This is a genomic window from Brevibacterium sp. W7.2 (assembly GCF_018137945.1).
Lineage (GTDB): Bacteria > Actinomycetota > Actinomycetes > Actinomycetales > Brevibacteriaceae > Brevibacterium > Brevibacterium sanguinis.
This window is the reverse complement of record NZ_CP073089.1, coordinates 2,407,190-2,426,337: the sequence shown is the minus strand read 5'-3', so window position 1 is coordinate 2,426,337 and position 19,148 is coordinate 2,407,190. Positions and strand designations below refer to the sequence as shown.

General features: G+C 69.0%; 15 protein-coding genes. 8 read left to right on the top strand and 7 right to left on the bottom strand.

Annotated features, from left to right (window positions below; translation table 11 throughout):
- The first annotated feature begins 47 nt into the window (after positions 1 to 47).
- Complete coding sequence (locus J9315_RS10990) at positions 48 to 506, top strand: hypothetical protein (protein WP_211977878.1); 459 nt, start codon at positions 48 to 50, stop codon at positions 504 to 506.
- Between the two features lie 12 nt (positions 507 to 518).
- On the opposite strand, the gene J9315_RS10985 is transcribed toward J9315_RS10990, so the two are convergent.
- A complete protein-coding gene (locus J9315_RS10985; protein ID WP_211977877.1) occupies positions 519 to 983 on the bottom strand; it encodes a DUF2505 domain-containing protein in 465 nt (154 codons plus the stop codon).
- 143 nt (positions 984 to 1,126) lie between these two features.
- On the opposite strand from J9315_RS10985, the gene J9315_RS10980 reads away from it, so the two are divergent.
- Together J9315_RS10980 and J9315_RS10975 are read left to right on the top strand one after the other, a co-directional pair.
- Positions 1,127 to 6,010 (top strand): NAD-glutamate dehydrogenase, encoded by a 4,884-nt coding sequence (locus J9315_RS10980; RefSeq protein ID WP_211977876.1) that lies wholly within the window; start codon positions 1,127 to 1,129, stop codon positions 6,008 to 6,010.
- A 103-nt stretch (positions 6,011 to 6,113) separates the two neighbouring features.
- On the top strand, positions 6,114 to 7,628 hold the full coding sequence (locus J9315_RS10975) for a PAS domain-containing sensor histidine kinase (protein ID WP_211977875.1): 1,515 nt from the start codon (positions 6,114 to 6,116) through the stop codon (positions 7,626 to 7,628).
- Between the two features lie 543 nt (positions 7,629 to 8,171).
- Here the strand turns inward: J9315_RS10975 and J9315_RS10970 are convergent.
- Positions 8,172 to 8,420, bottom strand: a complete 249-nt coding sequence (locus J9315_RS10970; protein ID WP_009374875.1) for a WhiB family transcriptional regulator — start codon at positions 8,418 to 8,420, stop codon at positions 8,172 to 8,174.
- Between the two features lie 415 nt (positions 8,421 to 8,835).
- Between J9315_RS10970 and J9315_RS10965 the strand changes: the two genes are divergently transcribed.
- From J9315_RS10965 to J9315_RS10950, 4 genes are all read left to right on the top strand, one after another.
- The gene (locus tag J9315_RS10965) at positions 8,836 to 9,387 is read left to right on the top strand and encodes a gamma carbonic anhydrase family protein (protein ID WP_198498413.1); all 552 of its coding nucleotides are present in this window, start codon (positions 8,836 to 8,838) and stop codon (positions 9,385 to 9,387) included.
- 81 nt (positions 9,388 to 9,468) lie between these two features.
- Positions 9,469 to 10,902 carry an NAD(P)H-quinone dehydrogenase gene (locus J9315_RS10960; protein WP_198498414.1) on the top strand — a complete coding sequence of 478 codons (1,434 nt, stop codon included), beginning with the start codon at positions 9,469 to 9,471 and terminating at the stop codon, positions 10,900 to 10,902.
- 120 nt (positions 10,903 to 11,022) lie between these two features.
- Positions 11,023 to 11,364 carry a YciI family protein gene (locus tag J9315_RS10955; protein ID WP_198498415.1) on the top strand — a complete coding sequence of 114 codons (342 nt, stop codon included), beginning with the start codon at positions 11,023 to 11,025 and terminating at the stop codon, positions 11,362 to 11,364.
- 8 nt (positions 11,365 to 11,372) lie between these two features.
- Positions 11,373 to 12,647, top strand: a complete 1,275-nt coding sequence (locus J9315_RS10950; protein ID WP_198498416.1) for a sigma-70 family RNA polymerase sigma factor — start codon at positions 11,373 to 11,375, stop codon at positions 12,645 to 12,647.
- A 27-nt stretch (positions 12,648 to 12,674) separates the two neighbouring features.
- On the opposite strand, the gene J9315_RS10945 is transcribed toward J9315_RS10950, so the two are convergent.
- The 3 genes from J9315_RS10945 to J9315_RS10935 form a co-directional block, all read right to left on the bottom strand.
- Positions 12,675 to 14,483 carry a biotin carboxylase N-terminal domain-containing protein gene (locus J9315_RS10945; RefSeq protein WP_211977874.1) on the bottom strand — a complete coding sequence of 603 codons (1,809 nt, stop codon included), beginning with the start codon at positions 14,481 to 14,483 and terminating at the stop codon, positions 12,675 to 12,677.
- Positions 14,484 to 14,607: 124 nt separating this feature from the next.
- A complete protein-coding gene (locus tag J9315_RS10940; RefSeq protein WP_198498418.1) occupies positions 14,608 to 15,285 on the bottom strand; it encodes a Maf family protein in 678 nt (225 codons plus the stop codon).
- Positions 15,282 to 16,250, bottom strand: a complete 969-nt coding sequence (locus J9315_RS10935) for an SGNH/GDSL hydrolase family protein (protein ID WP_232623552.1) — start codon at positions 16,248 to 16,250, stop codon at positions 15,282 to 15,284. The genes J9315_RS10940 and J9315_RS10935 overlap by 4 nt, the downstream gene beginning before the upstream one ends.
- 66 nt (positions 16,251 to 16,316) lie before the next feature.
- On the opposite strand from J9315_RS10935, the gene J9315_RS10930 reads away from it, so the two are divergent.
- On the top strand, positions 16,317 to 17,732 hold the full coding sequence (locus tag J9315_RS10930) for an AI-2E family transporter (protein WP_211977873.1): 1,416 nt from the start codon (positions 16,317 to 16,319) through the stop codon (positions 17,730 to 17,732).
- 134 nt (positions 17,733 to 17,866) lie between these two features.
- Here J9315_RS10930 and greA read toward each other — a convergent pair whose 3' ends face one another.
- Both greA and J9315_RS10920 read right to left on the bottom strand, forming a co-directional pair.
- Positions 17,867 to 18,361, bottom strand: coding sequence for a transcription elongation factor GreA (greA, locus tag J9315_RS10925; protein WP_137824722.1), 495 nt, complete (start codon positions 18,359 to 18,361; stop codon positions 17,867 to 17,869).
- A 242-nt stretch (positions 18,362 to 18,603) separates the two neighbouring features.
- Positions 18,604 to 19,026, bottom strand: a complete 423-nt coding sequence (locus J9315_RS10920; protein ID WP_198498420.1) for a DUF4307 domain-containing protein — start codon at positions 19,024 to 19,026, stop codon at positions 18,604 to 18,606.
- Positions 19,027 to 19,148: the final 122 nt, after the last annotated feature.

The window sequence follows — 19,148 nt, the reverse complement described above, 5'->3', positions numbered from 1 at the left end:
TGGTCGACTGCGGGTGCGATGGGCGCGCTTCACCCTAGGATGGAGGCATGGCTGTTCGCTGCTACATCCCGACCACTCTCGCCGCCCTCGCCGCCGGACTGCAGACCGCGACCGCGGTCGCCCCGGACGCCGCTGCCGCCCAACTCCGCGGTGAGGACCTCGACGAGGCCGAGTTCACGGCCATGAGCATCGCCGCGGCCCTCGCCGCCGACGAGGCGCTGGGCTCCGGCGCGGAGTCGGCGTCCCCGCGAGCCGTCGTCGCCTACGACGCGCCGGCGACGAGCGGTCGGGAGCCGCTCGCGCCGGGATTCGACGCGCTCACCCTCACCCGAGTCGACGCGGACCGCATCGTCAGCGTCCACCTCGACGAGGCCGCCGAATGGGACGCAGCGCTCGAGCTGGCCGCGACACAGGGCACCGAGGCGGCCGGCGACCGCCTCGGCGACTCCGATCTCCTCTGGTACGACCGGACCGAGCTGGGCGACCTGCTGCGCGATCGCACCTGAGCGGACTCCGGCTCAGACGGCGGCGAGCCGGTCGAGTCGCTCGCGCAGCTGGGTCTCGAGGATGGGCACGAGCGCCTGCTCGATCATCGACCCGAACATCGGCACCGAGGAGCTGATCTCGGACCGCACCGTGGCCGCCGTTCCGCCGCCCTCGGAGACGAGGGTGAGGAGGGAATCGATCTCGACGGGCACCCCGGCGGCGTGGGCGGTCATCCGGACCTCGGCGCGATCGCCGATGACGTCCCCGGGAACCATGTAGACCTCGACGAGCTCGGCACCCGACGGCAGGCGCGAGGCCAGGGTCGCCGGCAGCTCACTGGCCGGCACAGCGGTGCGCACGGTCACCTCGGTGTCGGGATCGACCCGCTCCGTCGTCGCCGCGGAGCCGAGCTTCTCCCACGTCGCGGCATCGGCGAGCAGGGCGAGGAAATCGGTGAGTCCGATCGCATAGTCATGGCTGAGTGTCAGTGTTCTCATGCCCTCAGTCTGCCAGCCCGTCGACGCCGTGCCGCGGCAGGCTGACCGGCGTGCCTTTCTCGCCGATTGAGCATAGTGTGGGGGATGGCGGTTCGGAGTCGAGCCGACAACATTATTTGTGCGCTGATCGTAGAGGTGTAAAGGTGTCTCAGGTCTCATATTCGGACATTGCTGGAGAGTGGAGGAAGCAGAAGGGGCAGGCCGCTCCGGAGAATTTCATCGAAGCGTACTATCCCCGATTCGAACCGGGCACCGCCGAGGCGGGCGCCGAAGGTCTCGCCGCAGCGGCGGCCACCCACTACGCTCTCGGCCTCGAGTATGACGGCACCGCTCCGGTTCTGCGCATCTACAACCCCTCGGTCGACTCCCCGGAGTACCTCGACAACCACACCGTCATCGCGATGGTCCTGCCCGACATGCCTCACCTCGTGTCCTCGATCGTCTCCGATCTCGCGACGAGCGGACGGGCCATCCGCCTCGTCCACCATCCCATCCTCGCCGTCGAGGGGCACGGCTCCGACCTCACCGTCCTCTCTCCCGCCGAAGCGCCCGCCGTGTCCGCCGACACCGCGGGCATTCCTGTGGTCACCGAGGCCGCGGAGCCGACCGGTGACGCCCCCGACCAGCAGTCGTGGATCCGCATCGAGGTCGACCGGGTGCCGCCGGAGGACCACGACGCGCTCGAGAAGCAGCTGCGCAGCGTCCTCGACTACGTTGCGGCCGCAGCGCGCGATGCCGACGCGATGTCGGCGAAGGCCAAGGAGATCGCCGGTGAGCTCCAGGCGCGTCCGCCCCGCCCCGAGCTCGCCTCCGAGGCGGAAGCCGCCGCCGAGCTGCTGACCTGGCTCGACGGTCATTTCACGTTCCTCGGCTACCGCGAGTACGACTACTCCCACGACGCCGAGTCGAGCAGCCTCGAACCGATCGAGCACACCTCGCTGGGCATCTCCGCGCTGCGCCCGCTCGCGAAGTCGCCGCTGTCGAACGCCGTGGCCGCGAAGGCGGCCGAACCCCACGTGCTCGTCCTCACGAAGGCGAACTCCCGGTCCCGGGTCATCCGCGGCTCGTTCATGGACTACATCGGGGTGAAGACCTTCGACGAGAACGGCGAGATCGTCGGCGAGCGACGCTTCGTCGGCGTCTTCAAGCCCGAGTTCTACAACGACAGCGTGCTGAGCATCCCGGTGATCAACCGCAAGGTGCGCAAGATCCTCGCCTCGAGCGGATTCCCCGCCGGATCCCACTCGGCCAACGAGCTCCTCGGCATCCTCGAGACGTATCCGCGCGATGACCTCATGCACGATGACACCCAGTCGATCTTCGACGTCGTCATGCAGATCGTCGACATGCAGGAGCGCCGCCAGTCGCGGGTGTTCGTCCGCGAGGACCCCTACCAGCGCTACGTCTCCGTCATCCTCTACCTGCCCCGCGACCTCTACGACACCGCGGCCCGCCAGCGCGTCCAGGATGTGCTGCGCGAGTTCTACAACGCCGAGAGCGTCGACTTCGATGTCCTCCTCACCGAGTCCGCGCTGGCCCGCATCCACTTCGTCGCCCGGGTCGCCCGCGACGCGGAGCTGCCGGAGATCGATCCGGCGGTCGTCGAGAAGCGCATCGTCGCCGCCGTGCGCTCGTGGAACGAGGACGTCCACGCCTTCCTCGCCCCGACCGAGCGCGGCGACAGCGGACGCGCCATCGAACGCGCCGACCTGTGGTCGAAGGCGTTCCCACCCGGGTACGGCGAGTACCACACGCCCGCCGACGCCGTCGCCGATGTCGAGCGCTTCGAAGCGCTGAGCACCGGTGAGGGATCGGCCGTGCGCCTCTACACCCCGGAGGACGCCGACGATGCGCCGACGCGGCTCGCCCTCTACCGCGACGGTCGGGTCGGCCTCTCCGAAGTGCTGCCGTACCTCACCGCGTTCGGCGCCACGGTGCTCGACGAACGTCCCTACGAACTCGATCTCGCCGACGGCACGCACCGCTACATCTACGACTTCGGCGTCCGCTTCGACACCGACCTCGACGAGGCGGCCAGCGAGCGCATCGCCGACGCGTTCATCGCCGGCTGGGACGGCCGCAAGGAGGCAGGCGTCTTCGACCGCCTCGTCGTCTCCGGTCTCGACTGGCGGCAGGTGACGATCATCCGGGCGCTCGGGAAGTACCTGCGCCAGGCCGGGTTCACCTACTCCGACGCCTACGTCGGGGAGGTCTACAGCGACAATCCGGAGATCTCCCGCCTCCTCGTCGACTACTTCTTCGCGAAGTTCGACCCCGCGGCCGACGACGCCGGGCGCGAGGCCGCCACCGCGGCGATCGACGAGCGGATCGAGACCGCCCTCGGCGACGTCGCCAGCCTCGACGCCGACCGCGTGCTGCGCTCCTCGCTAGAACTGCTGCGCGCGACCCTGCGGACGAACTACTTCATCAACCCCGACGGCGAACTGCCGACGGCACTGGCCCTGAAGATCCGCCCCACCGAGCTCAGCTTCGTGCCCAAGCCCCGGCCGGCGCTCGAGATGTGGGTGTACTCCCCGCAGGTCGAGGGCGTCCACCTGCGCTTCGGCACCGTCGCCCGCGGCGGCCTGCGCTGGTCGGATCGCCGTGACGACTTCCGCACCGAGGTCCTCGGCCTCGTCAAGGCGCAGATGGTCAAGAACGCGCTCATCGTGCCCACCGGCGCCAAGGGCGGATTCTTCCCCAAGCAGCTGCCGCCGATGAGCGACAGGGACGCGTGGATGGCCGCCGGTCAGGCCGCCTACGAGGTCTTCATCGAAAGCCTCCTCGAGGTCGCCGACAACCTCGTCTACGCCGAGGACGGCAGCCAGAAGGTCGTCCACCCCGACCGCGTCGTCCGCCACGACGGCGACGACTACTACCTCGTCGTCGCCGCCGACAAGGGCACCGCGCGCTTCTCCGACGTCGCGAACGCGATCTCCGAACGCCGCGGATTCTGGCTCGGTGACGCCTTCGCCTCCGGCGGCTCGGTCGGCTACGACCACAAGAAGATGGCGATCACCTCCCGCGGTGCGTGGAAGTCCGTCGAACGCCACTTCCGCGAGCTCGGCCTCAACACCGCCGAAGAGGACTTCACCGTCGTCGGCATCGGCGACATGAGCGGCGACGTCTTCGGCAACGGCATGCTCCGCAGCGAGCACATCCGCCTCGTCGCCGCCTTCGACCACCGCGACATCTTCCTCGACCCCAACCCGGATGCGGCGACGAGCTTCACCGAGCGGCAGCGCCTCTTCGACCTGCCGCGCTCGTCGTGGCAGGACTACGACCGGGACCTCATCTCGCAGGGCGGGGGCGTCTTCCCGCGGTCGGCGAAGTCGATCGATCTCAGCCCGGAGGCCGCCGCGGCCCTCGGCGTCGATCCCGGCCGGCGCAGTCCCGCCGAGCTGATGTCGGAGATCCTCGCCGCTCCCGTCGACCTCCTCTACAACGGCGGCATCGGCACGTACATCAAGTCCTCCGGGGAGAGCCACGCCGACGTCGGGGACAAGGCCAACGATGCGATCCGGATCGACGGCGACGACGTCAGGGCACGGGTCATCGGGGAGGGCGGCAACCTCGGCGTCACCCAGCTGGGACGCGTCGAAGCGGCACTGAGCGGGGTCGCGATCAACACCGACGCCGTCGACAACTCCGCCGGCGTCGACAGCTCCGACCACGAGGTCAACATCAAGCTCCTCCTGCGCACCCTGCTGCACAAGGGAGCGTTCGCGGCCGAGGATCGGGAGAAGGTGCTGCTCTCCTTCACCGACGACGTCGCCGACCGGGTGCTGGCGAACAACTACGCGCAGAACGTCGTCCTCGGCGAGGCGCGCTCGCAGACCGAGGCGATGTCGGGCACCTACGGCCGGATGCTCGCCTACCTCGAGAAGCACGCCGACCTCGACCGCCACGTCGAGTTCCTGCCGAACGCCGAGGAACTGGCCAAGCGCGAGTTCAGCTCGTACGTCTCCCCGGAGCTCGCGGTGCTCCTCGCGTACGCGAAGATGCACGCCGTCGACGAGATCCTCGACAGCGTCGTGCCCGATGAGCCGTGGATGAAGCGGGAGCTCGCCGGTTACTTCCCGGACGCGCTGCGCGAGCAGTACGGCGACTACATCGCCGAGCACCCGCTGCACCGGGAGATCGCCACGGCGAAGCTCGTCAACCGGATGGTCGACCGCGGTGGGCTCACCTACGTCTACCGGATGCTCGAGGAGACCCCGGCCTCGGTGCCGCAGATCGCCCGCGTCTTCGTCGTCGTCTCCGAGATCTTCGGCCTCGATGACTTCTTCGACCCGGTCACCGCGCTCGACAACAAGGTGCCCACGGAGGTCCAGGTCAAGCTCCAGCACGACTACGTGCGCCTGCTCGACCGGTCCTCGCGCTGGCTCGTCCAGCAGGCCCCGGACACCCTCGATGTCGATTCGGGCATCGAGCTCTACGGGAAGGTCGTCGCGGCTCTGCGCGAGCGCGTGCCCGCCCTCGTCGACGGCTTCGACGCCGAGGCGATGGCCGCCAAGGCGCAGGAGTACATCGACGACGGGGTCCCCGAGGAGCTCGCCTGGCGGGCGGCGGCGCTGCTCGACGAGTTCGCCCTCCTCGACATCACCCAGCTCGCGGCGCGCACCAACGAGTCCGCCGAGGACGTCGCCGAGGTCTACTACGCCGTCAACGACAAGTTCTCCGGGTCGCAGGTGCTCGCCCTCATCGGCGATCTCGACCGGTCCGATCGCTGGTCGGCACTGGCCCGCGGCTCCCTGCGCGATGACTTCTACTCCGCGATCCTCTCGGTCGCCGGTTCCGTCATCGCCGCCACGGATTCGCCGATCTCCGGGACCCCGGACGAACGCGCCAAGCAGCGGCTGACCGAATGGCTCGAGCGCAACGAGACGGTCGCCGCGCGGGTGCTCGAGACGATCGAGACGGTCATCGCCCTCGACACCGTCACACAGGCTCCGCTGTCGGTGCTGCTGCGCATGATGCGCGGTGTCGTGCGGTCCTCGGCCTGGGAGTCCGAGCACAGCGCCTGATCCGCACGGCCTGGCCGAGCGTCATCGGTGATAGCGTCGATCTCAGCGGGCTCGAAGACGACCTTCGGGCCCGCTGAACACTCCCCACCCGGAAGAGGGACCCGTGCTCAACGAACAACTGGCAGCCGAAGGCATCACCGATGAGGCGGATGCCGAATACCTTCACCTCCTCGTCGGGGACTGGCAGCTCATCGCCGATCTCTCGTTCGCCGACCTCGTCCTCTGGGTGCCGTCGGCGAGCGGAGCGTTCACGGTCGTCGCGCACGCGAGGCCGACGACGGGGGCGACGCTGTTCAATCGGGACCTCCTCGGCGCGCGGGCGACCGGGCTCGAACGCGAGCTCCTCGAGGCGGCGGTGGAGACCCGGACCATCGTCACCGAGGTGGCCCCGGCCAAGGACCTCGGCGTCAACGCGGGCACCGAGGAGACCGAGGTGAGCGCCGAGGCGGTGCCGCTCGTCCGCCGCGGTGAGACGCTCGCCGTCATGGTCAGGTACTCCGAGGAGATGCGCCGGCGCGGAACCTCGCGGCTCGAGAAGCACTACCGGGACGCGGCGAAGGCGCTGCTGACGATGATCGCCCAGGGCGCGTTCCCCGATCGGGAGGCGCCGAGCGGAGTGCGCCACGGCGAGCCGCGGGTCGGTGACGGCATCTTCGTCCTCGACCGTGACTCCCGGGTGCAGTACGCCTCCCCGAACGCCGTGTCGCTGATGAATCGCCTCGGGCACGGCGGGGAGATCGAAGGCTCCTACCTCTCCGAGGTGGTGTCGAGCCTGAGCACCGAGCTGCGCCAGGTCGATGAGACCCTGCCGCTCGTGCTCACCGGACGCGCGCCGTGGCGGACCGAACTCGAGGTGGGCCGCACGAGTGTCTCTCTGCGCGCGATTCCGCTCACCGACGACGGTGAGCGCACCGGGGCGATCGTGCTGGCCAGGGACGTCTCGGAGATCCGGCGGCGCAAGCGGGAGCTGCTCTCGCGCGACGCGATGATCAAGGAGATGCACCACCGGGTGAAGAACAATCTCCAGACGGTGTCCGCTCTGCTGCGCCTGCAGACGCGGCGCATCGACAATCCCGCGGCGAAGGCGGCGCTGTCGGAGGCGATGCGGCGGGTGTCGATCATCGCCGTGGTCCACGATGTGCTCAGCCAGGGAGTCGAGTCCGAGGTCGACTTCGACGAGGTCGTCGACAAGGGACTGCGACTGACCCCGGAGCTGACGAGTCCGCTCGTCCAGATCTCCCTGCAGCGCCAGGGCAGCTTCGGGACGATCTCATCCGCCGACGCGACGTCCCTGGCGCTGGCGATCACCGAGCTCATCACGAACGCGATCGAGCACGGCTTCCCGCTCGAGGAGCAGGAAGGGCTGGCGCCGGGGGAGACGCTCACCGGTCATGTGTGGGTCGTGCCCGAGCGCGACGGCGACCACCTCCACGTCACGATCGCCGACGACGGCGTGGGGCTGGGCGACCAGCAGAGCCCGGGCAACGGCCTGGGCACGCAGATCGTGCGCACCCTCGTCTCGGCGGATCTCGCCGGGTCGATCCAGTGGCGGGAGCGTGAGGGCGGGGGCACCGAGGCGATCCTCGACGTCCCGCTCCGCCCCGACTCCTACGACTGACGGTCCGCCTCGGTGCCCCGTCCCGGCTGCTGCTGGGTGCGCACCCCTACGCGGAGCGTCATACCCTACGCGTGCACGGGGTGGTTATCGCGCTGTGCGGAGGAGATGCGAAGCTGCGGGTTGTGTGTGCGACCCAGGGTTGTGTGTGCATGTCCAAGGTGTGCATGCGGGGGCCGGTTGTGTGTGCGGCTGCGGGGCTGAGATGCGCGCCGAGGTGGTGCGTCTGAGTGTCTGCGCCCGACGGATTGCGCATCCCTACGCGGAGCGCCATACCCTACGCGTGCACGGGGTGGTTATCGCGCTCCGCGGAGGAGATGCGAAGCTCCGGGTTGTGTGTGCGACCCAGGGTTGTGTGTGCGGCTGCGGGGATGAGATGCGCGCCGAGGTGGTGCGGCGGGTGCGGGCACGACAAAGTCCCCAGCTCGGATCGCGAAGATCGTGGTTCGAGCAGGGGACTCTGGCGAGGTTCGGACTGTGGAACTGCGCTGCGAGTGCGGAGGAGCGGAAGTGCTGCGGTATCGGTGGTGCAGAACGCAGCCGAGGTCAGCCGGCGCGGCGGGCGCGGGCGGCGCGACGCTTGAGGGCGCGGCGCTCGTCTTCGCTGAGGCCGCCCCAGACACCGGCGTCCTGTCCGGATTCGAGTGCCCACTGGAGGCAGGTCTCCGCCACTTCGCAGCGACGGCACACAGTCTTGGCCTCTTCGATCTGAAGCAATGCCGGACCCGTGTTTCCGATGGGGAAGAACAGTTCGGGGTCCTCATTGAGGCATGCAGCGCGATGACGCCAATCCATGGTGGCCTTTCGACGGTGATAAGTGAAAGCGGTGTGCGCGCACGACAGCAGCGGCGCGCAACTCTCACAGTCAAGGTTCACATAACCGCAAAAGGCACACAAGAGTCTGGCAGTGTGAAGTTTCTGACAAATATTCTGTCCATTTTCCTGCTAAGGCGTGCTCGTTGCAAATCCGTCCAAAACGCGTCTCACTCTGCAGAAGCACGGTGTCGCCAGGATGAACGGAGAGGGGAGGGACCGTGAAGTCGCACGTCCCCGCAGGAGGACATCCCGCGGCAGGCGGAGAGCACCGCCACGAGGTGGGCGGAGACTATCACTGCGAGGAGAACTGCACGTGAGACGCCTGCCGCAGGAACCACCGCCGTGGGTAGACTGGCAGGCACCCGAACCAGCACCGAGAGCCGATGGAGGACTCATGACGGAATCGCAGGCACGCATCATCTCTGTCGGCGGGCACACCCCGCAGATCGATCCCGAGGCCTTCGTTGCCGCCGGTGCCACCCTCGTCGGGGACGTGCGCGTCGAACGCGGCGCCGGCATCTTCTACGGCTGTGTGCTCCGGGCGGAGAAGGCCCCGATCACCATCGGCGAGGACTCGAACGTCCAGGACAACACCGTCATGCACACCGACGAGGGCAAACCGGTCGTCGTCGGCCGCCGGGTCTCGATCGGCCACCAGGCCCTCGTCCACGGGGCCACCGTCGACGACGATGTGCTCATCGGCATGCATGCGACGGTCCTCAACGACGCGCACATCGGCTCCGAGTCGCTCATCGCCGCCGGCACGGTCGTCCTCGAAGGCACCGACATCCCGCCGCGCTCACTCGTCGCCGGCGTGCCGGGCAAGGTGCGACGCGAGATGACCGACGACGGCGTCGAGAAGGTCAGAGCCAATGCGCAGGCCTATGTCTCCCTCTCCGCGCTCCACCGAGACACCGCCGAGGCGGTCGACCCCGCCGGTTCCTGACCGGCGCCGCCCGCCTGACGACGCACTTTCCGCCCCGAGAGTTCATTCGCTCCCGGGGTGGCGATTTGAGAGGATTGAGCCGTGAACGAAGAATTTGAATCCGCAGCAGATCGTGTCGTCGTCATCGGCGGTGGACCGGGAGGCTACGAAGCCGCTCTCGCCGCCGCACAGCTGGGCGCCGACGTCATGCTCATCGAGCGCCACCGCACCGGCGGCGCCGCCGTCGTCACCGACGTCGTGCCCTCGAAGTCGCTCATCGCGACGGCGGAGATGATGGACGAGATCACGCGCTCGTCGAGTCTCGGCATCAGGATCACCGGCAAGGACGAGACGACCGAGGAGCACCCGGACCACGACCGGGTGACTGCGGACCTCAAAGCGGTCAACGACCGCATCCTCTCGCTCGCCACCGCCCAGTCCGACGACATCTACGACGGTCTCATCCGCGCCGGGGTGAAGATCATCAAGGGCAGCGCGAAGCTCGTCGACCGCGATCGGGTCGAGGTCGTCGAGGAGAGCGGCACCGAATACACCCTGCGGGCCTCGACGATCCTGCTCGCCGTCGGCGCCCACCCGCGCGAACTCGACACCGCCAAGCCCGACGGCGAGCGGATCCTGTCATGGACCCAGCTCTACGAACTCGAGGAGCTGCCCGAGCACCTCATCGTCGTCGGGTCGGGTGTCACCGGTGCCGAGTTCGCCTCGGCGTACCGCGCCCTCGGGGCCAACGTCACCCTCGTGTCCTCCCGCGAGAAGGTCCTGCCCGGGCAGGACGAGGACGCCGCCGACGTCCTCGAGTTCGTCTTCCGCAACAAGGGCATGAACGTGCTCTCCCGCTCCCGCGCCCAATCGGTCGAGCGGACCGACGACGGCGTCGAGGTCACCCTCGCCGACGGCCGCCGGGTCCAGGGCTCGCACTGCCTCATGGCCGTCGGGTCGATCCCCAACACCGCCGACCTCGGCCTCGACGCCGCCGGCGTCAAGGTCAACGACTCCGGGCACATCGTCGTCGACGGCGTCTCCCGGACCAACCGCCCCGGCATCTACGCCGCCGGTGACTGCACCGGCGTCCTGCCCCTCGCCTCGGTGGCGGCGATGCAGGGGCGCATCGCGATGTCCCACGCCCTCGGCGATGCCGTCCAGCCGCTCAAGCTGCGCAACGTCGCCTCGAACGTCTTCACCGCCCCGGAGATCGCGACCGTCGGCTTCACCCAGCAGAACTACCGCGAGAACCCCACCGACATCGACACCGTCATGCTGCCGCTCGACACCAACCCGCGGGCGAAGATGCTCGGCATCGAGGACGGCTTCGTCAAGATCTTCGCGCGTCGCGGTTCGGGCTCCATCCTCGGCGGAGTCGTCGTCGGACCCCGCGCCAGCGAGCTCATCCTCCCCATCACGATGGCCGTGGAGAACCGCCTGACCGTCGATCAGCTCTCGGCATCATTCGTCGTCTACCCCTCGCTCAGCGGATCGCTCACCGAGGCGTCGCGGCGCCTCCACCGGCACCTCTAGAGATCTTTTCGCCTCCCGGTGTCGATATCCTGACCTCAGGGACGTCACAGTGGTGTCGGACGATCCCGTCCGGCGCCACCGGGTGCGCGAGGCGCATCCGCAAGCGAAGGGGAGTCAGAGATGAAATACGCACTGCTGCTCATGGGCAGGACCGCCGACGCCGACTGCGGTGAGGACGGCGGACCCGACCCGAGCGAGTTCATGCGCTTCGACGAGGAGATCAGCGCCGCCGGCATCGTCGTCGGCGGCTTCGCCCTCGAAGGCCCCGAGCACGGGGTGAGAGTGAGCGAAGCGGAGGGGCAGGCGCTGGTCACCTCGGGGCCGTTCGCCGAATCGAGCGAGTTCGTCGGCGGCAGCTACGTCATCGAGGTGCCGACGATCGACGATGCGATCGGCTGGGCGAAGCGCAGCCCCGGCGCGAAGTTCGGGCACATCGAGATCCGGCCGCTCGCCGACTACTGAGTCCGGCAATGGCCACCGAGTCCGCGGCAGCCGCCCGAGCCCTCACCGCGATCGGCGAGGAGGACCACGGGCGCCTGCTCGCGGCTCTGGCCCGGACCTTCCACGACCTCGATCTCGCCGAGGAGGCCCTCGCCGACGCGATCGTCCGCGCTGTCGAGACCTGGCCGGACAGGGGAGTCCCCGCCAGCCCCCAGGCGTGGCTGATGACGACGGCGAAGAACCGCGCGATCGACCTCATCCGCGCCGATGCCCGCAGAGCACGGCACCTCGCACGGCTGCGGATCGAGGATGAGCGGCGTCCCGGCGATCACGAGGACCACGCCGACCGCCTCGGCGCAGACCTCGATTCCGCCCGCATCCCCGATGATCGGCTCGGTCTCTTCTTCACCTGCGCGCATCCGACCCTGAAAGAGCCCGAGCGGATCGCCCTCATCCTCCGCTTCCTCGCCGGACTGAGCACCGCCGAGGTGGCTGCCGCCTTCCTCGTCGACACGACGACGATGCAGCAGCGGATCGTGCGGGCGAAGAAGCGGATCACGGTGACGGGGATTCCGTTCGGCACCCCCACCGAGGAGGTCCTCGGTGACCGACTGCCCGGGGTGCTGCGCGTCGTCTACCTCATCTTCACGCAGGGGTTCGCCGCGACAGCCGGACCGGTGCATGCGCGCACCGACCTGCAGGAGGAGGCGATCCGGTTGGCGCGCCTGCTCGTGCGGCTGCTGCCGGACCGGACGGAGGCCCGCGGTCTGCTCGCCCTGCTCCTGCTCACCCGGGCTCGGGCGGAGGCGCGGGTCGATGAGCACGGGCGCCCGATCCCGCTCGCGCACCAGGACCGGCGGCGCTGGGATTCGCGGCTCATCGCCGAAGGCCTCGGGTTGGCGCAGGCAGCGGCCGGTGAACAGGGCGCGGGGGCGTACACGGTGCAGGCGGCGATCGCGGCCGTCCATGCCGAAGCACCGACGTTCGCCGAGACCGACTGGCCGCAGATCCTCGTCCTCTACCGGCTGCTCGAGCGGTTCGAGCCGACCCCGGTCGTCGCCCTCAACATCGCGGTGGTGCGGGGGAAGGTCAGCGGTCCGGCGACGGGGCTTTCCGCCCTCGATGCGCTCGGCGGGCAGGCGCAGCTGCAGCGTCATCGTCCCTATCACATCGCCCGGGCGATCACGCTGCGTGAGCTGGGACGTGAGGACGACGCCGAGGCGGCGCTGCGCAGCGCACTGGCGTGTCCGGGCAATGATGCCGAGTCCGACTACCTCACTGCCCGGATCACCGACGACGGGTGATCCGGGCAGTGAGTGAGCGCAGCGGACTCAGGCGGCGAACCGGATGATCGGCTCTCCCGACTTCACGGCGGTGCCGGCGTCGACGAGGACCTCGGAGACCGTGCCCGAGTGGCCCGCCTTGAGCGGCTGCTCCATCTTCATCGCCTCGATGACGGCCAGCGTGTCCCCGGCCTCGACGGTGTCGCCGGCGGCCACGGCGACGGAGACGATCGTGCCCTGCATCGGGGCGTTGAGCGCGTTCGACTCGTCGGTCAGCTGCGCGCCCTTGCGGCGCAGGTTGCGCTTGCGGCGGGGCACGCTCGGGCTCGGGACGTGACCGAGGTCGGAGATGACGTCCTTGGGAACCGACACGGTCATCCGGCGGCCGTCGACCTCGACGACGACACTGAAGCTGTCAGCGGTGGTGCTCATGTGATCTCCTGTGGTCGGTGCGGCGAGCGGATTGACGAACGCGGTTTCGAGCCAGTTGGTCCACACCGCGAAGTCTCCGGCGAATGCCGGTTCCGAGGCGAGGATGCGGTGGAGGGGCAGCAGGGTGGAGACCCCGTCGATGCGGTACTCGCTCAGGGCGCGACGCGAGCGCGCCAGCGCCTGGTCGCGGTCGGCGCCGGTGATGATGAGCTTGGCGAGCATCGGGTCGAAGTCGGTGCCGACGACGCTGCCCTCGCCGATGCCGGAGTCGAGGCGCACCCCTGGCCCGGCCGGCGCCCGGTAGTTCTTCACGGTGCCGGTGGCGGGGAAGAACGTCGTGGGATCCTCGGCGTTGATGCGGAACTGGATCGCGTGTCCGCGCACAGCGGGGAACGTCTCGGGGAGGCGCTCACCGGAGGCGATGCGCAGCTGCCAGCCGACGAGATCGACGCCGGTGACCTCCTCGGTGACGGTGTGCTCGACCTGGATGCGCGCGTTGGCCTCCATGAAGATGATCGTCCCGTCGGTGCCGAGGAGGAACTCGCACGTGGCGGCGCCGACGTAGCCGACGTGGGCGAGCACGCGGATCGAGGCCTCGGTGACGATGCGCTCCTGCTCCGCGGTGAGGAACGGGGCGGGAGCCTCTTCGACGATCTTCTGGTTCCGGCGCTGCAGCGTGCAGTCGCGGGTCGAGAGGACGCGGACGTTGCCAAAGGAGTCGGCGAGGCACTGCGTCTCGATGTGCCGGGGGTGGACGATCTGCTTCTCGATGAGGCATTCGCCGCGCCCGAACGCGGCCAGGGCCTCGCGGGTGGCCGCGGTGTACGCCGCTTCGAGGTCGTCGGCGGTCGGGCAGGCGCGGAAGCCGCGGCCGCCGCCGCCGTGGACGGCCTTGATGACGACGGGATAGCCGATGCGCTCGGCGACCGCGGCGGCCTCGGCGAGATCGGCGACGGCGCCGTCGGAGCCCGGTGCGACGGGAGCGGAGACCGCCTCGGCGACCTCACGGGCACCGGACTTGTCGCCGAGGAGCTCGATGGCGGCCGGGGGAGGGCCGACCCACGTCAGCCCGGCATCGATGACAGCCTGCGCGAACAGCGCGTTCTCGGCGAGGTAGCCGTAGCCGGGGTGGATGGCATCGGCCCCGGAGCGCGTGGCGAGGTCGAGGATCTTGTCGATGTCGAGGTAGGTCTCCCCGGCGCCGGTGCCCTCGAGCAGCCAGGCGTCGTCGGCGAGCGACACGAACTCGGCGTCCGCGTCGGCTCGGGTGTAGACGGCGACCGCTTTGATGCCCAGGTCGTGAGCCGCCCGGATAATGCGCAGGGCGATCTCACCGCGGTTGGCGATGAGGACGCGGCGCACGGGGGCCGTGGGGACGTGGGTGGACAGCGAATCGGTCGTCTCGTCGGGGAGAACTGTGGTCATGGCGCTCCTTTTGTATGATCTCAGATCAATTTAGGGATCGCCGCAAACCGTTTGTAGGCCAGCGATAAAAACCTCATGAGAAAACTTCAAAGGCGCCGGGCGTGTCCGCTCGACCGCTTCGAGTCTAGTCCCGGACGGACCAGAAATCGGGCCAGAACAGGCCCATGTCACGCGCGAGATCCCTCACAACCGGCAGGCTGAGCCCGAGCACCGTGAGATGGTCCCCGTCGAGCCGGTCGACGAAGGCACCGCCGAAGCCGTCGATCGTCAGGGCACCGGCGACGTGGAAGGGCTCCTCCGTGGCGATGTAGGCCTCGAGCTCCTCCGGGCTGGGGGTGCCGATGAGCACCGAGGTGGCCGACCGCTGCGAGCGGAGGTCGCGGAGCCGGAAGGGCGCAGCGAGGTCGGTGCGGTCGAGCAGCGCAAGCGAGTGACCGCTGTGCAGCGTCGTCCAGGCGCCGGCCATCGACGCCCAGATCTCGCGTGTGCGCTCCGGTGTGCCCGGTTTCCCGATCGCCGCGCCGTCGTGTTCGAGCAGGGAATCGCCGGCGATGACGACGCAGGTCAGGGCCCCGCGCAGCGATTCGGGCAGGTCGGCGGCAGGCATCGTCTCGAGTCGGGCGACGACCGCCCGGGCCTTCGCCGCTGAGAGCTCCGTCGTCAGGTCCCCGACGGACCCGGTGAAGGACTCCTCGATCGCGCGCTCGTCGACCTCGGAGACGATGACGGTGGGGTCGATGCCCGAGGCAGCGAGGATCTGCCGGCGGGAGGGGGACTGGGAAGCGAGGACGACCGGGATCACGGGGCCGTGCCCTCGGAGGCCGGCGGCGTGGGGTCGGCGGGTGCGGTCGCAGACGCGTCCTCATCGGCGGCGCGGCCCTGTCCTGGGATAAGGTCGGCAGGCTCTTCGCGCGTGTCGTCGGGGATGTCCTGCGAGCGGTCGACGGCGATAGGGGCGGCGATGCGCTCGGCGATCGCGGCGAGCACCGTCGACGCGAGCTGGGCGTAGCCGAGGGCGCTGGGGAACCGGCCGGACTCGTTGAGCAGCGACTTCCGGGTCGTGCCCGTCAGCGATCCGGTGGCGAGCAGCGGCACAGCGCGGGCCGACAGGGCCGCCAGCCACTGCGAGCCGGCGAGCACGCGGGACGAGCGCCGCAGCGTCGTCTTCAGCGGGTCGCGCAGCCCCGGAAGACCGCCGAGGTTGGGGCAGACGAGGACGAACACCGTGTACCGGCCCTCGCGTTGGAGCCGGTTGATCGCCTGGGTGAGCGCCGGCACGCCGATCGGGCCGTGGATGGGATGGATGACGTCCCCGGTGCCGATCGAGATGATCGCGAAGCGACGGTCCTGGGTCCACGACTCCGCGCCCTGCCGGGCGAGTCGGGACGAGCGGAGGATCTCATCGACCTGTGCCGAGAGCTGATCCGACAGCGCCGAGGGACGGGCGGTCGACTCCACCCGGACCGTGGTCCCGAGCAGCCTGCCGAGGCCGCGGGCGATGAGCATGGCAGGGGTCTGGGCGGGATCGTCGATGTCGACGCCGCACAGCCACGAATCGCCGATGACGGCGAGGGAGGCCACATCCCCGTCATCGGTGCCCGGTGGAGGAACATCCTCGGCGACGGTGATGTGGCGACGGTCGGCGTCGGCGTCGAACCCCCGACGCAGGGACGAGGCCTGGCGGCGGAGCAGCCCGGCGGCCGATGCGCCGATGCCGACAGCCGCCCCTGTCATGGTGGCGGCGGCGTAGAAGATGCGCTTTCTCACAAAGAATCCCTTCCTGTGCTGTCATCATTCCACCTCACAGCCATGCTCAACAACTATTGTTGGAGCATGTCAGACAACGAGAACACCGAATCCCGATTCCGGTTGAAGGGGGCATGGAACTCCGCCCGCGGAGATCGCAGCCGCTCTCGCCGGAGCAATGACGACGAAGCGGTGCGCGCCGGGGACGTCAGCGCCACCGACGTCGCGCACGCTCGCCTCGACGCCAATTCCGAACCGTACGTCTCCCCGGGCCTGCGAGTCGCCGCCGCGTGGTCATGGCGCTCGATCGTCGTCCTCGTCGGCATCGGCGTGGCCTTCTGGCTGCTGTCGAAGGTCTGGGACGTCCTCCTGCCGGTGCTCATCGCGCTGCTGCTGGCGGCACTGCTCGGTCCGCTCACCGATTGGCTCGCGAAGCGGATGCCGCGCGGTCTCGCCGCCGCCATCTCCTTCGTCGGCTTCATCGTCGTCGTCGTCGGGCTCTTCACCCTCGTCGGACAGCAGATCTACTCCGGCATGCCCGATCTCATCGATCAGGTCATCACCGGGTTCTCGAGCATCAGCGACTGGCTCGCGCACAATCCGTTCGGCATCGACTCGGGAACGATCTCGACCTACATCGACGACGCGGTCCAGTCGGCGACCCAGTTCCTCCAGAACAACGGCTCGCAGCTGCTCGGCGGAGCGGTCCAGGCGACCACCTCGGTGGGGTCGTTCCTCGCCGGTCTCCTCATGACCCTGTTCGCGACGTTCTTCTTCCTCTACGACGGCAAGCGCATCTTCGGGTGGGTCGCGAACCTCCTCCCGATCCCCGCCCAGCCGGTCGCGATCGGCGCCGCCCGTCGCGGCTGGACGACGCTGACGCAGTACGTGCGGGTGCAGATCCTCGTCGCCGCCGTCGACGCGATCGGCATCGGCATAGGCGCCGCGATCCTCGGCGTGCCGCTCGTCATCCCGATGACGCTGCTCGTCTTCCTCTCCTCGTTCGTCCCGATCGTCGGTGCGGTCGCCTCGGGCATCGTCGCCGTCGTCGTCGCGCTCGTGTCGAACGGGCTCGTCTCGGCGATCATCATGCTCGCCGTCGTCATCGGCGTCCAGCAACTCGAAGGCCATGTCCTCCAGCCGTTCCTCATGGGCAAGGCCGTCTCCGTCCACCCGCTCGCCGTCGTCCTCGCCGTGGCCGCCGGCGGCTTCCTCTTCGGCATCGTCGGCGCCCTCTTCGCGGTTCCGCTCGTCGCCGTGCTCAACACCGTCGTCAGCTATATCGTCCACGCCAACGGTCCGCGGGGAGGTGCGGCACCCCCGGAGGAGAGACCGGACACCACCGAGGCGGACGCCGTCCTCGACTCCGCACAGTCCAAGGTCGACGCGGCGGAGGCCAGGAGCGCCGCAGAGGGCCGCGATTCGGCCGAACCCGAGGACCTCCCCGGATCGGAGACCCCGAGCGGTCGCAGCGGCGCCGGCCGCGACGATCCGCAGCGCTGAGTCCGCCCGGTGCTGAGCGGCCTCGACCGCTCAGCACCGTGTCGTGGGGCGTCGTCCGCACGCGGAGAAGAGAAGACCGGTGGGCGGGTGCATGATGCACCCGCCCACCGGTCTTCGCTGCATCGCAGCCGGTCTCAGCCGGAGAAGGCCTCGATGTCGACGACCTCGACGGAGATCTCCTTGCCGTTGGGGGCCTCGTAGCTCGTCTTGTCGCCGACGGCGACACCGAGCACGGCCGCACCGAGCGGCGACTTCTCCGAGAACACGTCGATGTCGGAATCGCCGGCGATCTCGCGGCTGCCGAGCAGGAAGCGCATCTCGTTGCCGGCGACCTTCGCGGTCACGACGGACCCGGGGGACACCGTCTTGCCGTCGCTCTCGCTCTCTCCGACCTTCGCGGACCGGAGCAGCTGTTCGAGCTGGCGAATGCGGGCCTCCTGCTTGCCCTGCTCTTCGCGCGCCGCGTGATAGCCGCCGTTCTCCTTCAAGTCACCCTCGTCGCGGGCGGCTTCGATTTTCTCAGCAATCTCTGCACGTCCCGGTCCGGAGAGGTGTTCCAGTTCCTTCGACAGACGGTCGAAGGCTTCCTGTGTCAACCATGTCTCTTCCTGGGTGACATCCTCGGTCATGACTTCTCCTTCTTCGGTTCGGTGCACTGACGGCACGTCAGGCAACGAAAAACCGGGCGTGGGGTACGCCCGGGTGGTGAATGAAACTACAGTCTAACGCATCTGCGGCGAAATACGATGATCTGGATCACCATCCGGACACTGAGATCGTCCACGTCAGACCGCCTCGGCGAGGAATCAGTGGGAACAGGTGACCTTGCGGCTCAAGGGCGGGGCAGAGTTCGCGCTCAGTGCCGGCCGGCTCACTCGAACCAGCAGGCGTCGGCGTGTCCCGAGGCCGCGAGCTGCGTCGTCGCGAGGGTGACGTCGATCTGCTTGGGCGAGGTGGGGTCGGCCTGCGGGTCGGCCTCGAGGCTGACCTCGGTGAAGCCGACGATCGCCTCGCGATCGTTCGTCGCCTGCACGATGCAGTGCACGCTGCGGGTCTGATCAGGGTAGATGGCGACGCTGACCTGAGTCTTCGCGGAATCGACGATGGCATAGTTGAGCGTCCGGGGATCCGTGGGCTCCTGCGACGGCTGGAAGTTGATGACGCCGATGACGACGACGGCCACGGCGATGACCGCTGCGCCGATGATCGTGGCCCGGCGGCTGAGGCGGCGCTGCGGAGTGCGGCTGCGGCCGTACCGGTCGCTCTGGGGGTCTGCGGCTGTAACCTCAGTCATTGAATTCCTCATCTGTCAGTCTCGCGCACTAACCTAGAGTAGTCGATCCGAGTTCTGCGATCATGTCCACGGGCACGCGGAGTGAGGAACGGCTCACGGCGAATCGAAAGGGATCTTCCGAG